Genomic DNA, 14,684 nt, shown 5'->3' with positions numbered 1-14,684 from the left:
GCTGTGGAAAAAAAGAATAGTATATATCCGTTTGCACAACCGATATTTATCCCGATTCTCTTACAATAAAAGGCGGATACATTCGTCTATATCTTATTCAACATTTCCCATGGAAGAAACCCGTGAAATAAACGCGCTATTGCATCTTATAGATGACCCGGACCATGAGGTGTTTGATACCGTTAGCAACCGGATCGTAAGCTATGGCAGGCCCATCATTCCTAATCTGGAACATTTATGGGAGAACACCCTTGATGAAATCGTTCAGGAAAAAATAGGACTGCTCATAAACCGGCTTCATTTTCATGAATTACAGGCGGATATTACCGCATATACAAAATCCACCCGTCACGACCTGTTAGAAGGATCATTGCTGGTTGCAAGATACCAATACCCTAACATGGCAGATACGCCCGTATTCCAGGAAATAGAAAAAATAAAACGCAATATCTGGCTTGAGCTCAACAGCTATCTCACAGCGCTGGAACAGGTAAATATCATTAACCGCATTTTTTTCACTTATTATAAATTTAAAGGTGTTGAGGTTTCTTACCAGCACCCCGAAGAATTTCTCATCAATAAAGTACTGGAAACCAAACGCGGCAACGCCATCATCAATGGCATCATATACCAGTTGCTTTGCGGGCTGCTGGATATTCCCGTGAAAGCCATTAAAATACCGCGCCAGTACCTGCTCGCTTATTTTGATACCTCTTACGACTACTTCAACCCGAAAAAAGAAAATGATAACAACATACATTTTTACATAGATCCGATGAACGGCCAGGTATACACGCATAAAGACGTGGAAAGTTATTTTAAAAAAATAGGCGTTCCCATCACCACATCTTATTTTAAACCTATGGATCACAGGCTTATTTTCCAGTTTTTGCTGGAAGAGCTGGCCAAATGTTTCGATACGAAGGATAACCTTTATAAGCAAACGGAGCTGCTTACGCTCGCCGATATTATGGGGCACTATAATACCTCAAAATGAAGAAGGGACGTTTTGCCAGGTACCTTATTGCGCTGCTGGTATGCTGCGGATTGTTCTGGCTGTATTACAGCAACAACATAACGCAACAGCAGCCTGTTGAAAAAAACGGAGGCTTTAACCGTGCGCTTACCCCGCTTATTTATACCCGTCATGCCCGCTGCCGGATGGATTGCAGGCATATAGACGAAGGCGAAATAGCCGGAATACTGCAAAAAGGAAAGATCAATTACAGTAAAAGCGATTTGCATGCGAAGCCCGATCCCAAATATGCGCTCGAAGGCATTACACGCGACAATCAGCAGGTTCGTGTTATTTTTGCTCCTTCAAAACGCGGTATGGTAGTGATTACCTGCATAGACATGAATGAAGAATGGCAATGTAACTGCAACTGAGCCTGTTGCTATTTATCACAAAGAACATGACTGTTCATGAACCTCCTGGCTATAACACTCCGCCGGCTCTACAATGTGTATGCCATACTTTTGTTTGTATTGCTGATGCTTATTATATTTCCCTTTGTAATCATTGTTTCTCTGGCGGGCCCCGTATGGGGAGGAAATGCCATCTACCGCATTTGCATGCTATGGGGCGACGTATGGTTTCCGCTGGTGGGTATTTTTCATAAGAATATATACGAATCACCACACGATAAAAAAAGATCCTACATCTTCGTCAGCAACCATATTTCTTTTCTCGACGCCGCCGTAATTGTTAAAACCTACCGGCAACCCATACGCGCTTTAGGTAAAAAAGAAACGTCCGGCATCCCGGTATTTGGGTATATTTATAAGAATGCCATAGTAACCGTTGACCGCGATAATGCAGCGGATCGCTCCAGAAGCGTACGCAAACTAAAAGCAGTGCTGCGAAGAGGTATTTCCATTCTGATATTTCCGGAAGGCACATTTAATGAAACAGGCAATGCCCTGAAGCCTTTTTTTGATGGTGCTTTCCGTATTGCCATTGAAACGCAAACCCCCGTTAAGCCCGTTTTGTTTCTTGATGTATTCAACAGAATGCCTTATGGAAAATTATTGTCGCTTACACCGGGAAAAAGCAGGGCCGTATTTATGAAAGAAATTGATGTAACCGGCTTAACCATAAGAGATATGGATACGCTGAAGCAAAAAGTGTATGCACAAATGGAAGAACGGTTATTGTATTATGGAGTGAGTTGGGTGAAATAGGTTAGGTTGCAAAGTAACCTGTAGTCCTAAATGCGAACGGCACTGCAATACATGCCCGGTAAATTTTCTTAGGTAGTCATGCAGATGGTATATGCTATACTATATTCACCTCTCTCTCCAGCACTATACCAAATTTTTTATGCACACTGCGCAAAATCTCCCCGCTTAAATGGTAGATATCTTTCCCCGTAGCCTTACCATAGTTAACCAGCACCAGGGACTGGTTAGCATGCACGCCGGCATCTCCGCGGCGAAACCCTTTCCAGCCACACTGCTCAATAAGCCAACCGGCTGCCAGCTTCACAAAATCGTGATCGTCCTTACCCGGTGCGGGATATTGCCTGGCAGGATAATGTGGTATGGCAGGATATGTTTTTCGTAAAGCTTCAAATTGCTTTAGGGGAATTTCGGGGTTCTTAAAAAAGCTGCCTGCATTGCCAATTACTGCCGGGTCGGGTAGTTTGGAAGAGCGGATATTGATCACAGCCTGGGAAATAGCCCGGATGCTGAGCGCTTTTACCTGCATCTTTTCCAGCTCTTCCCGGATAGCGCCATAGGAAGTATGAAATACCGGGTGCTTGCGAAGCCGGAAAGTTACATTCAATATAATGAACTGATCTTTATACCTTTTTTTGAATACACTTTCCCGGTAACCAAAGGCACAATCGCCTGCCGTAAAATTGTGCACTTTTTTGTCGTGCAGGTGATACGCACTTAAGCTGTTAAACACCTCCTGCAATTCTACCCCATAAGCGCCAATGTTTTGCATAGGCGCGGCGCCCACATTGCCTGGTATCAGCGACAGGTTTTCGAGTCCGGCCCAGTTGCGCTGTATACAATACTGCACAAAGCGATGCCAGTTTTCACCCGCACCTGCCCGAACATACACATAGGTGTCGTCTTCCTTTATCTCTTCAATACCCATGATCTCATTCTTCAATACGATCCCATCCACATTTTTGGTAAACAGCATATTGCTGCCGCCACCAAGGATTATTTTTTTTACCCTTGGTTTTCTTTCAATCCATTCGGCCAGCAAATCAATGCCGGCAAAGGAAGAGAAATAACGGGCACGCACATCTATTCCAAAAGTGTTATATTGCCTTAGCGAAATATTTTCCCGGATCTGCATATGGTATCTGTTCACTGCAAAATACAAAAATCATGCAAGCAAAAACAGCGGTGCTGCTCGGTGCAACAGGATTAATCGGCAATCACTTGTTACACCTCCTATTAACGGATGACTATTTTACCGGGATCAGGGTGCTGGTAAGAAAGCCATTTGCTTTTATGCACCCCAAACTTGAAGTACGCATCACCGATTTTGATGATCACGATAATTTCCACAGTGCCCTGGGAAAGGGAGATGCTATTTTTTGCTGTACCGGCACAACCATGGAAAAAGTAAAGGGAGATAAAACACTGTATCGCCGCATTGATTTTGATATACCCGTGCATGCCGCACAATGGGGCATAGATAATGGGTTCTCCCAATTCTTAGTGGTATCCGCAATAGGCGCCAATGAAAAATCCTCCAATTTTTACCTGCATCTCAAGGGTAGCATGGAGGCCGCCATTCATGCCCTCCCCTATGCATCGCTCCATATTTTCCGGCCATCCCTTTTGCTGGGCGATCGGGCAGAAAAAAGAAAAGGGGAAAAGCTCGCCCAGTCAGTTATGCCGACACTGTCTTTTATGCTGGCAGGTTCATTAAAAAAATACCGGGCCATTGAAGCCCTGGATGTAGCCAAAGCCATGCTTGCCGCGGCCAAATCCGGTAAAAGGGGCATTAACGTACACGAGTACACGCAAATGAAAATACTTTCGGCGCAGTAACTGTTTATAAAACCATAAAAAAATCGTTTAGTTGATATGACAAAAAAAATACGCTGGGGCATACTGGGCGCCGGGCGCATCGCACAAAAATTTGCGTCCGATCTGAAGCTGGTGGAAGATGCTGAACTGTACGCCATTGCCTCACGCGGCAAAGCCAATGCTGAATTATTTTCCGGCTTATATCCTGCAGCCGTGCAGTACAACAATTATGAGGCTTTGGTACAAAACCCTGATATAGATGTAATATACATTGCCACACCACACGGACTGCATTATGCGCATGCCCTGCTTTGCCTGCAACATGGCAAAGCGGTATTGTGCGAGAAAGCATTTGCGCTGAATGCCCGGCAGGCAAAAGAAATGATAGCGGCAGCCAAAGCACAGCAGGTATTTTTGATGGAGGCCCTGTGGTCGAAATTTACGCCCCCCTGGCAAAAAATGATGGAAATGATCCGTAACGGGCAATTGGGTGAAATAAAAAATGTGCTCATCAACTTTGGCTTCATACCGCAGGCGCCTGTTGCCGACCGGCTGTATAATCCTGCGCTGGGTGGCGGCACCCTGCTGGATATTGGTATATATAATGTTTTTTATGCCCTGTCGGCTTTGGGAAAACCAGATCATATTGAAGCCAGCATGACGCCCGCTGCTACCAATGTGGATGAGCAGTGTGCTATTTTATTTCGTTATAACAACGGCGCCATGGCACAGCTTTTTTCTTCCTACTACGCTCATCTTGCCACAGAAGCCGACATTAGCGGCAATAAGGGCAGGATACGCCTTACCCATCGCTTTTATACACCGGATACCACTATTGAATTTTATCCCGGGAGAGCAGACAGTAAAACCATCATCCCCACGCAGCTTACAGAAGGATTTGGCTATCACTACGAAGCACGGCATGTGGGTGAATGCTTACGCAAAGGCCTAACCGAAAGCCCGGTAATGACACATGCCGACACTTTGGTGTTGATGGAGGTAATGGACGAAATTAGAAGTAAAGCGGGAATCAGGTACCCGGCTGATGAGGTATAACGCAGGGTTTCTTTGAAAGGTTGGAAACCCTGCCGGGCACCTCACACCCTGCATAGCGGCTTGTATTGCCGGCGAATGGAGGTATCTCCCCCAATGCCTAACCTAAGGCAACGGCTTCACCATTATATCTTTATAATACACCACGCTGTTAGGGTCGTGCGCCTGGAATGCAAATGTGCCGGGTTTTATTAAACGGCCGGGATGTCCTTTTGGTGCAACAGCATTTTCGGGTTCCGTCCAGTCAATGATGGTTTGCCCGTTGATCCTGGTAATAACATGTTTGCCTTCAACCCGAATACCCAGTTCGAACCATTCGTCATCTTTTACAAAAGTGGCCGCCGTATCTTTAATATCATATAACCCCGCGGTTCTTTTCCAGTCTCGGTGTGAATTGTTTACCTGCACTTCAAAACCATCATCCGGAAAACCTTTCTGCTGAAACCTGGTATGAAAATAAACGCCTGAATTGGAGTTGGCACGCGTCATAACCTGCATCCTGATCTCAAAATCTTTGAAGTTATGATCGTTCACCGGCCCGACATAATACAGATGGGAGCGTTTTCCTGCAACTTTTATGGCGCCATTTTCAATGCTGAACGAAGGCCCTTCGCTTTCTTTCCAGCCATCCATTGATTTACCATCAAAGAGGCTGATCCATTGATCGCTATGGCTGTCCTTGCTGCTGTCTTTTATTTTATTCTGGCTGCTGCAGGCGGCAAGCAGCAGCACTGCTGCAAGAAAGAAAATATTTTTTTTCATGATCAAACTTTAAAATGAATGGTAATGAAAAGAGGCTGTCTCGAAAGCAATATTTTGCCACGAAGTCACGAAAACACGAAGAAAATAAAACCTGAAGATCAGGACTTTGTGTCCCTGCCTACCGGCAGGCAGGTTAGTGTCTTAGTGGCATATCTTCTATAGCGGCTCTTTTGAGACAGCCTCTTTTACATATTAAAAATCCAATGTCCATCCCTGGCGGTATTCGCGTTTTACAAAACGATTTACTTCTTCAAGGTTGGTAACACGCATATTTTTATAATCCCACAGCAATTTCATATTGGCGCCCGGATAATCATTGCCCCTACCATTGGCTCTTGGCTTGGGAGTATCAGCCGCCCTTATACCGAGATTGGCCATTAATATAGCTTCGGTAAGCGGTCCTGCCTTTTTAAAGGGAGAGCTCAGCTCCATATTGCCATAGCCGGCTATACAACCTTCTACCCATTGTGCATAATGCCCGTCTGCGCTCCCCGGAACACGTTTTATTGTTTGCGGTACTTTTACTTCGTCATTTCTTGTAAGCGGTAACAACCGCGGATTGGCTGCATATTCGCTCGCCATCATTTTACCTTTGGTGCCTATAAACAGAATACCGCTGTTGCCATCGCCAAACACTTCGTTGGCACCCAGCTCTTCCGGACGCTCCGGCTTAATACCACCATCCATCCAGTGCATAATTACCTGGCCTTTTGTTTTTGATGTTTTGGGGAAAGTGAGCGTAGCATGACTTGACGGCGGAAAACTATCGGGGAAATATCCGCGCTTACCAAAAGCTGTGAATACGCTGGTTACAGATGCCTGCACGTCGAGCGCATACTCCAAACCCAATATTCTGAATGGAGCTTCCATCAGGTGACAACCGAGATCGCCCAGGGCGCCGGTGCCGTAATCCCACCAGCCACGCCAGCTACCGGGTATCAGGCCGTCTACATAATCCTTCTGCGGTGCGGTGCCCAGCCATAAATTCCAGTCTAATTCCTTAGGAACGGGTGGCTTTCCGGAAGGCCAGGGAATGCCTTGCGGCCAAATTGGCCTGTTAGTAAATATGTATACCGTATGCACATCGCCGATTATTCCCGCATCAAACCATTCCTGCATCTGGCGTACACCATCACCCGAAGCGCCCTGGTTGCCCATTTGGGTTACCACTTTAAATTTATCGGCTGCTTCAGTAAGCATCCTCGCCTCATAAATATCATGTGTGAGTGGCTTTTGCACATACACATGCTTTTTTCTGCGCATAGCAGCCATCGCCACTACAGCGTGGGTGTGATCGGGCGTAGACACTGAAACGGCATCAAATGATTTGGCCTCTTTATCAAGCATTTCCCTCCAGTCTTTATAATACTTGGCCTTGGGAAACCTTTTCCGGGATTCTTCAGCCATGCGGTCATCCACATCGCACAAAAAACCTATTTCTGCTTTTTCGCTTTTATAAAAATTAGCGAGATCGGAGCGGCCCTTGCCTCCTGCTCCCACGCCGGCAATAATTAATTTATCGCTCGGTGCTGTAATACCTTTACCCAGAACATTGCGGGGGACGATCATAAAGCCCGCGGCGCCCAAAGCTGTATTTTTAATAAAGCTCCTGCGGGATCTGTTTTTCTTTTCTGACATACATACGATTTTTAAGCAATCAAATTATTAGACCTATTCATGTATAGTAGCTCTTTCTCGTTATATAGATCATCGCTACACAAAGCGTAAATAGTTGAGGTGCATAACTAAATTAAGCGTTTTGCAATAAATATCACTGCAATGTTTTCGGAACAGCACCCGGTCTCCTGTTTAAGCCGGATTCTGAAGGAGCGTTAAGTTACCATACCTGCCTACTTCGTATGTGAACAGAGAGATGGTAATCGCCCGCATACCCGAACATACCGATTTTTTTTTGAAGGATGCAGAAAGATTCCTGCTAAAAACGAATACGATTACTATTACTGCCGGCATTACCGTTCCGGCAGCTTACACAATTAAATTTCAAATATTTTTTGCTACATGTACGTGCTTTAAGCCACATAATGCTGTAAAATACAACGCTTAAGCCATTGCGGCTGCATCAGCGCCCGTCTTTCGCATAAGCTACTTCAGCAGAAAATTTCGGATCTTTATCGCTGATCTTGAGTTCCGCAGCCGCTGCATTGCTGATGCGGATAAGCAGCCCCTCGTTTTCCCTGCCTGGAGGAAGCTCGCCCAGCACTTTGGCAAATATAATACGCTTATTATTGGCGTTGGTGATACGTACAATGGTGCCGGGCGTAATATTGTTCATTAAAGCATAATATTTGGCATCCTGCCAGCCACTCGTGCTTTTAAAAACAGCGGCTTCTCCCATCTCACGCTTAAATGCATTAAAGCTTCCCGCCTGCTCGCGATAGCTGTTCTTAAAAAAACCCGCTCCTTCTGTATCGCTTTGCAATGCAGTATTTTGAGCAGTTTCAACGGCTTTTACCACAGGTTCCTCAACCGGCCGGGTAGTTGCCGGCGGAGCTACTGCCGGTGTATGGGCAACATTACCGCCTATGCGCTTTATACCCTTAGCTGCCAGGGCAGACTGATTTGTTTTAACCCTGAGAAAACCCACAACCAGCGCCTGCCCGTTACTGATCGTTTCCGAGCTCAGGTTGTTCCAGGTTTTAAGGTCGCTTACACTTACTTTATTAAAGTTTTGCCCTATGCGGTATAAGCCCTCTTTTTGGGCAACAATATGATATAACGGAACAAAAACTTCATCGGCGGCTGCTGTGCCGTGTTGTGTAAAGTTGGTAACCTGCAATGGTATTTTAAGCTCCTGGTCAATTTCCAGCCCGCTGTTTAAAGACAATCCATTAAAAGGTGCTATTTCCTTCGGGCTGATATTGTATAACCGACCGATGCTATAAAGATTTTCCTTTGGCTCAACTGTATGATTAATAAAGAGTTTACTATTCTCTGATTGAATAATAAGGTCTGCAGGCTGTGCTTTAAGTGCAAGCGCAATACCAAATGAGAGCAATACAATAACCAGTTTTTTCATCAGATATTATTTATTTTCAGCACTTACGAAAATAAGTAAAAAATGTATACTGCATGATATAACGTGAAAATCAATGCTTTAATATGCGAAAAGGAGAAGGATAATAGTTATTTACCCTGTTGGGTAATACTTTAACCCACCCCAGGTTATATCCCATAAATCTTACGACGTTCCAGCCCCCCGCAGCGTTGCCTGCCGGAATATCTTTTTTCCGTAAATAATCCAAAGCAGCTTCATTGTCTGCATCTATTGCCTTCAGGTTCATTGTAATAATAGTGCTGAGCGCCAGGTCATGCGATGGAATAAGCTCATTTCTCATTACCCTGCCCGCCTTAATACCAAGCTTCTTTATATACAATACCGAAAAAAGTACAGCAAGGTCTTCCGTATCATTCTTTTTCAGCACCTTAACCTCATCGTTGGAACGCACCAGCTCAAATTGTTCCGGAGCCGTTAAATAGGCAGAAATCGCATTTTGCTCCTGCTTTGAAGCCATTATGAATTTTTTAGGTTTTGGTATTTGCGCAGCAACCGCTTCTTTCTTTCGCATACATGCAATAAAAAAACCTTCACCTTTTACTTTATCGGGGTAAAAACGATAACCATACATATGCTTTTGCTCAGAAACCGTTTCCACAATTCCCCAACCGGTTGCACCGGGAACAGGTATCGTTTCTACATCAAAGATTTCTGCTATCCGGTCTACAACCGCTTCATTTTCCTCCACCGAATAAGAACAGGTAGAATAGATCAATATCCCGTTCTCTTTTAACGCTGGCCAGCTATCCTCTACAATACGCTGCTGCCGTTTACTGCAAAGCCCTACATTTTGCAGCGACCATTCTGCAATGGCATCTGGATCTTTTCGAAACATGCCGCTGCCGCTGCAGGGGGCATCCACTACAATCATATCAAAATAACCCTGCAGTTCTTTAAAGTCTGACGCGTCATTGCTCGTTACCACTATATTTTCCTTTCCCCATTTCACTGCGTTCTCCGTTAAAGCACCTGCTCTTGTTTTAATCACTTCATTGGCTACTATTAAACCTTCGGGAAACAGGGCCGAAAGGTGCGTTGCTTTACCCCCGGGAGCGGCACACAAATCAAGTACTTTGTATCTTGCTGTGGCATGATCGGGATACACAGCTTTTACGAACTGCTCTAAGAACATGGAAGCGGCTTCCTGCACATAGTAGCACCCGGCATGAAACAAAGGATCAAGGGTAAAGGAAGGCCGCTCCGAAAGATAGAAACCGGTACTGCACCAGGGAACCGGAGAAGGTAGTGGTAAGGGGTAAGGGGTAAGGGGTAAGCGCGGTTGCCGCCATTTAAAAGGATTGGTACGGATAGAAGTAACCTTTACAGGCGATGCATGTTCCTGCTCAAAAGCTTCTTTGGAAAAGCCTTCAGCGTTTTGTAAGCTGTTTATGAATGCGGCAGGAAGGTGCAAATAATGATCCGGTTTTAAGCTGCAAATATATTACGCATTATTACAGGATGGCTTTGCAGGAACTATTTTTAACGGTACTATAATTCCTTCAGCTCACTGATCAGGTCCTGCAGCACTTTCTTGGCGTCGCCAAACAGCATGGATGCTTTTGGCTGAAAAAAAAGATCGTTCTCTATGCCGGCGTACCCCGGTTTCATGCTCCGCTTGTTTACAATAACGGTTTTTGCCAGCTCCACATCCAATATGGGCATGCCATAAATAGGAGAAGCAGGATCATTTTTAGCGGCAGGGTTAACTACATCATTCGCTCCTAAGATCAGTACCACATCGGTGGAGGGAAAATCGTTATTGGCCTGTTCCATTTCCTGCAGCTTATCGTAGCTCACATCGGCCTCTGCCAGCAGCACATTCATATGACCGGGCATGCGGCCGGCCACAGGATGTATGGCATAGGTAACTTCCACGCCTTTCGATTCGAGCAGCTTTTCCAGCTCATGACAGGTATGCTGGGCCTGCGCCACAGCCAACCCATAGCCCGGAACAATAATGACCTTATGGGCATAGTTCATTACCATTGCCGCATCGCTCAGCGATATCTCTTTGTAGGCGGCGCCCCCTTCCGCTTTAGCTCCCGCCGCGCCTTTATGACCAGTTCCAAAAGAGCCAATCAGCACATTGAGCAGCGAACGGTTCATGGCCTTGCACATCAAGATGGTTAACAATGTACCCGCCGCGCCAACTAATATTCCACCTGTTAGCATGGCTTTATTGTTATATAAAAAGCCTCCGCAGGCCGCAGCCACGCCGGTAAAAGAATTGAGCAACGAAATAACCACCGGCATATCTGCTCCGCCGATAGGCATCACAAAAAAAACGCCATACAGCAGGGATAAGCCCAGGATAATATAAAACAGCAAAACACCACTTGCCGGCAGCCAGCCAACGAGGTACAGCGCCATAAAAAAAATAACCAGCAGCAGAACAATATTAAAAATATGCTGTCCTGTAAAAATAAAATCCCTGATCTTACCATTAAGCTTGCCCCAGGCTATCATACTACCGGCAAAGGATATGCTCCCGATAACAAGTCCGGCCAAAATGATCAGCAGTTGCTGCCGCAACCCTGCCTGAAAAGTTATATCAATGGCGGTTAGTCCTGGTACCGATTGCAGTCCGTCCATAAGATGCCCGAATTCCACCACCGATATTAAAGCCGCGCAGGCGCCCCCCATTCCGTTGAATATGCTCACCATCTCGGGCATAGCCGTCATTTTCACTTTGCGTGCGGCAACCGTTCCCGCTATACCTCCAATTATTAATCCTCCAAATATCCATGTATAATTTTGCAGGAAATTTCCCTCTTCATCTTTGTACAAAAAGATCGTTCCCGCAATAGCGGCAGCCATCCCGGCAGCGGCTATAAGGTTTCCCCTCCGCGCCCTGGCCGGATGCGCCAGCATCTTTAACCCAATGATGAAGGTAATGGAGGCGAGGAGGTAAATGATTGTTAATATAGCTGCCACATTCTAAGTTTGAAATCTCAAATAGCAAAAAAAAAATAACAAAAAAATAATAAATATTAAATTCAAAAGGCCTGATCCTGATCATTCCCCTCTTTTTTTCAAAATAGCAGAAAATATCAAAATAAACTCTTTTGCTTCCTGCCTCAATCCAAGCCTTTCATTTTCCATTTCAGAAGAATGATCGGTTATAACAAGTCTTAACCAATACGCAGATTCTTTTGCTTCTCTCCGGCATGTTTTAATTTTCATCTTAAAATCCTTATCACCTATGCTTTCATTCGCTTCAATATAATTAGCACCCGGCGAACTACCCGCCCGGATTAATTGTGACACATATTCGGCATTTATACTATTCCTTGGTAATTTTAAACAGAAGTCTCTGACCCGTTCCGCAAAAACCGCTGTTCTTTCTTCCAGGTCATATTTATTTTGTTGCCTTTCCAATATGCAGGAGTTTGGTGAGATGAATAGGTTATTTTATGCTCTAATTTATTTTTTATTTTTTTATTTTTAACTTTATTTGGTTCTTGTTTTTTGGTTCTTTGAATTTTTATTTCCCTTAAACATTTCCAGCATCCTGTCTGTTACCACAAATCCGCCTACCACATTTAAAGTGCCTAATATTACGGCCAGAAAGCCCAGCACCAGCGCGGGATAATTATCTTTTGCCGCCTGGCCCATTACAATAATAGCGCCGATGATCACTACGCCGTGAATGGCATTGGCGCCGCTCATCAGGGGTGTATGCAATACGGCAGGTACCCGTCCTATTACTTCAATGCCCACAAACACCATCAGTATAACGATATAGATCATTTGCTGATGCTGCGAAATAAAAGAAAGTAATGCTTCCATATATAGTTATATTACATTTCTGATCTTTTCATTTACGATCTCCCCGTTATATACCACGCATGTTCCTTTCACCAGGTCGTCGTTGAAACTGAGATTTAATTTGCCTTCTTTATCAATCAGGAGATACAGGAAATTCAGGATATTCCTGCCATATAATTTACTGGCATCAGAGGGCATGGATGATGGGAGACCGGAATTGCCAATAATGCTCACGCCATTATAACGTATGGTTTCTTCGTTTTTTGTAAATGGCGTATTGCCACCGGTTTCGGCGGCGATGTCAACAATTACCGAACCGTTGCGCATGGTTTTCAGCATATCTTCCGTAATGAGCAATGGTGCTTTTTTACCCGGTATCTGGGCCGTAGTAATTACTATATCAGCCCTGGCAATATGGTCTGCAATTTTTTGCTGCTGCCTGAGTTTGTATTCATCCGGTTGATCAACAGCGTAGCCCCCGGCTTCACTGGCATCGGCAACGCCTTCCACTTCAATAAATTTAGCTCCCAGGCTCATTACTTCTTCCTTAACCGCAGGCCTGGTGTCGAATACTTCTACCACGGCGCCCAGCCTTTTTGCGGTTGCTATGGCCTGCAACCCTGCCACGCCTGCACCCAAAATCAATACCCTTGCAGGCGCAATGCTGCCGGCAGCCGTCATGAACATGGGAAAATATCTTCCATAATGATTAGCGGCGGTTAATACTGCTTTATAGCCCGCGATATTGGCCTGGCTGCTCAGTACATCCATACTTTGTGCGCGGGAGGTGCGGGGCAGCATATCCATACTAAAAACCGTAACGCCGGCATCCGCATATTGCTGCATCAAAGCCCCGGCATAAAGGGGTTGCAAAACACCCAGTACAATGGCTCCTTTTTTTATTGTACTTATTTCTTCCGGCACAATTCCGTGAATAGAAAGAATAATATCGCATTGGGAAAGCAATGCGTTTCTTGCATAAGAAGAAACGCCTTTTGCATGATATGCGTGTTCATCAGCGAAGGCAGCATCCCCTGCTCCGCTTTCTACCCGTACTTCCACATTCCTCTTGGCCAGCGCTTCTGCCTCTTCGGGTAACAACGACACCCTGTTTTCTCCGGTAGGTTCTTTGAGTATACCTGCGATCATAAAATGAATGTAAAGATTTTCAGGGAAAAAAGGACTTACAATCTAAAACCTTATGCTAAAATGTTGCTTCTCCTTAAAGCCGGGTGTAAAAAAAACAACGCCTATAAAAAACAGGTCAATGCTACAGGTAACTAAAGGATGAGACCGGATAACGCGCCACGCTGCTTCCATTTCAGCGCTCCAGTGTATATCATCAAAAACAAACAGGGAACCGGGTTGCACATAAGGCAACAGCCAGTTAAAATAGCGCAGTGTTGGCTCCATTCGATGATTGCCGTCTATAAAAGCAAAATCTGCTTTACCGGCTTTTGCCAGAACAGTTCGCAGGGTATCATCAAAGTTACCCACGGTTAAATGGATATTAGAAAGCCTGAGCTGCGCAAAATGCTGCCTGGCCAACGCCGCTATAGCCGGTGCACCTTCTAATGTATATACCTGAGCAGATGTATTTGCCGATGCAAGATAGGCAGTGGTAATGCCCAAAGCAGTGCCCAGCTCAACAACGGTTTGGGGCTGGTAATAATTAACCATCCGGAAAAGCAGCCGGGCGTATTTGGCCGATTTAAGCGACCACCTGGCAATATCTTTCACCTTCCTGTTACGGGAAGCCATAACCGCAGATCCGGCGCCATAATCCTGCACTTCAATCTTTTCATCGTTAAGCAGCACATGTGCCCTCAAACGCTCTACCCGGTCGTAGGCATAAAAAAAGCGCTTATCGTTTAATACTTTTGTAATAAACTCAAACACGAAAGGCGAATGCACGCCATGCCCGCTGCCATTAGCGGCGGCGCCATAGTATTGAAGATATTTAAAAGCGAGCTGGAATTTATTGTACATCCGTGTTAAAGCTATGGACAGCACCCCAAAAAAAGAA

At 45.1% G+C, this 14,684-nt stretch carries 16 protein-coding genes; 6 read left to right on the top strand and 10 right to left on the bottom strand.

Annotated elements, in window-relative coordinates:
- Window positions 1–109 precede the first annotated feature (109 nt).
- The 3 genes from PLE34_RS05195 to PLE34_RS05185 are packed head-to-tail and all read left to right on the top strand — an operon-like array spanning window position 110 to window position 2,184.
- A complete protein-coding gene (locus tag PLE34_RS05195) occupies window positions 110–997 on the top strand; it encodes a transglutaminase-like domain-containing protein (RefSeq protein WP_324554727.1) in 888 nt (295 codons plus the stop codon).
- Window positions 994–1,389, top strand: coding sequence for a DUF4258 domain-containing protein (locus tag PLE34_RS05190; protein ID WP_324554726.1), 396 nt, complete (start codon window positions 994–996; stop codon window positions 1,387–1,389). The genes PLE34_RS05195 and PLE34_RS05190 overlap by 4 nt, the downstream gene beginning before the upstream one ends.
- Before the next feature lie 36 nt (window positions 1,390–1,425).
- Window positions 1,426–2,184 (top strand): lysophospholipid acyltransferase family protein, encoded by a 759-nt coding sequence (locus PLE34_RS05185; RefSeq protein ID WP_324554725.1) that lies wholly within the window; start codon window positions 1,426–1,428, stop codon window positions 2,182–2,184.
- A 94-nt stretch (window positions 2,185–2,278) separates the two neighbouring features.
- Here the strand turns inward: PLE34_RS05185 and murB are convergent, their stop codons facing one another.
- Window positions 2,279–3,316, bottom strand: a complete 1,038-nt coding sequence (murB, locus tag PLE34_RS05180; protein WP_324554724.1) for a UDP-N-acetylmuramate dehydrogenase — start codon at window positions 3,314–3,316, stop codon at window positions 2,279–2,281.
- Window positions 3,317–3,348: 32 nt separating this feature from the next.
- On the opposite strand from murB, the gene PLE34_RS05175 reads away from it, so the two are divergent.
- The gene (locus tag PLE34_RS05175; RefSeq protein WP_324554723.1) at window positions 3,349–4,020 is read left to right on the top strand and encodes an NAD(P)H-binding protein; all 672 of its coding nucleotides are present in this window, start codon (window positions 3,349–3,351) and stop codon (window positions 4,018–4,020) included.
- Window positions 4,021–4,056: 36 nt separating this feature from the next.
- On the top strand, window positions 4,057–5,055 hold the full coding sequence (locus PLE34_RS05170; RefSeq protein ID WP_324554722.1) for a Gfo/Idh/MocA family protein: 999 nt from the start codon (window positions 4,057–4,059) through the stop codon (window positions 5,053–5,055).
- 102 nt (window positions 5,056–5,157) lie between these two features.
- Here PLE34_RS05170 and PLE34_RS05165 read toward each other — a convergent pair whose 3' ends face one another.
- Window positions 5,158–5,814: a 3-keto-disaccharide hydrolase gene (locus PLE34_RS05165; protein WP_324554721.1), complete on the bottom strand. Its 657-nt coding sequence runs from the start codon at window positions 5,812–5,814 to the stop codon at window positions 5,158–5,160.
- Window positions 5,815–5,838: 24 nt separating this feature from the next.
- On the opposite strand from PLE34_RS05165, the gene PLE34_RS05160 reads away from it, so the two are divergent.
- Complete coding sequence (locus PLE34_RS05160; protein WP_324554720.1) at window positions 5,839–5,976, top strand: hypothetical protein; 138 nt, start codon at window positions 5,839–5,841, stop codon at window positions 5,974–5,976.
- Between the two features lie 30 nt (window positions 5,977–6,006).
- Here the strand turns inward: PLE34_RS05160 and PLE34_RS05155 are convergent, their stop codons facing one another.
- From PLE34_RS05155 to PLE34_RS05120, 8 genes are all read right to left on the bottom strand, one after another.
- Complete coding sequence (locus tag PLE34_RS05155) at window positions 6,007–7,452, bottom strand: Gfo/Idh/MocA family protein (protein WP_324554719.1); 1,446 nt, start codon at window positions 7,450–7,452, stop codon at window positions 6,007–6,009.
- 442 nt (window positions 7,453–7,894) lie between these two features.
- Window positions 7,895–8,851: a muramidase family protein gene (locus tag PLE34_RS05150; protein ID WP_324554718.1), complete on the bottom strand. Its 957-nt coding sequence runs from the start codon at window positions 8,849–8,851 to the stop codon at window positions 7,895–7,897.
- A gap of 70 nt (window positions 8,852–8,921) precedes the next feature.
- Window positions 8,922–10,301 carry a methyltransferase RsmF C-terminal domain-like protein gene (locus PLE34_RS05145; protein ID WP_324554717.1) on the bottom strand — a complete coding sequence of 460 codons (1,380 nt, stop codon included), beginning with the start codon at window positions 10,299–10,301 and terminating at the stop codon, window positions 8,922–8,924.
- A 77-nt stretch (window positions 10,302–10,378) separates the two neighbouring features.
- Entirely contained in the window at window positions 10,379–11,815 is a 1,437-nt protein-coding gene (locus tag PLE34_RS05140) for an NAD(P)(+) transhydrogenase (Re/Si-specific) subunit beta (protein ID WP_502875861.1), read from the bottom strand.
- Between the two features lie 90 nt (window positions 11,816–11,905).
- Window positions 11,906–12,268 carry a four helix bundle protein gene (locus PLE34_RS05135; RefSeq protein WP_324554715.1) on the bottom strand — a complete coding sequence of 121 codons (363 nt, stop codon included), beginning with the start codon at window positions 12,266–12,268 and terminating at the stop codon, window positions 11,906–11,908.
- Between the two features lie 72 nt (window positions 12,269–12,340).
- Window positions 12,341–12,679, bottom strand: coding sequence for a proton-translocating transhydrogenase family protein (locus tag PLE34_RS05130; protein WP_324554714.1), 339 nt, complete (start codon window positions 12,677–12,679; stop codon window positions 12,341–12,343).
- A gap of 6 nt (window positions 12,680–12,685) precedes the next feature.
- Window positions 12,686–13,807, bottom strand: a complete 1,122-nt coding sequence (locus tag PLE34_RS05125; RefSeq protein WP_324554713.1) for a Re/Si-specific NAD(P)(+) transhydrogenase subunit alpha — start codon at window positions 13,805–13,807, stop codon at window positions 12,686–12,688.
- A gap of 42 nt (window positions 13,808–13,849) precedes the next feature.
- Window positions 13,850–14,647 carry an O-methyltransferase gene (locus tag PLE34_RS05120; protein ID WP_324554712.1) on the bottom strand — a complete coding sequence of 266 codons (798 nt, stop codon included), beginning with the start codon at window positions 14,645–14,647 and terminating at the stop codon, window positions 13,850–13,852.
- Window positions 14,648–14,684 lie beyond the last annotated feature (37 nt).

The sequence above is a fragment of the Agriterribacter sp. genome (assembly GCF_035445465.1).
GTDB lineage: Bacteria > Bacteroidota > Bacteroidia > Chitinophagales > Chitinophagaceae > Agriterribacter.
This window is presented reverse-complemented; position numbering and strand designations above follow the sequence as displayed.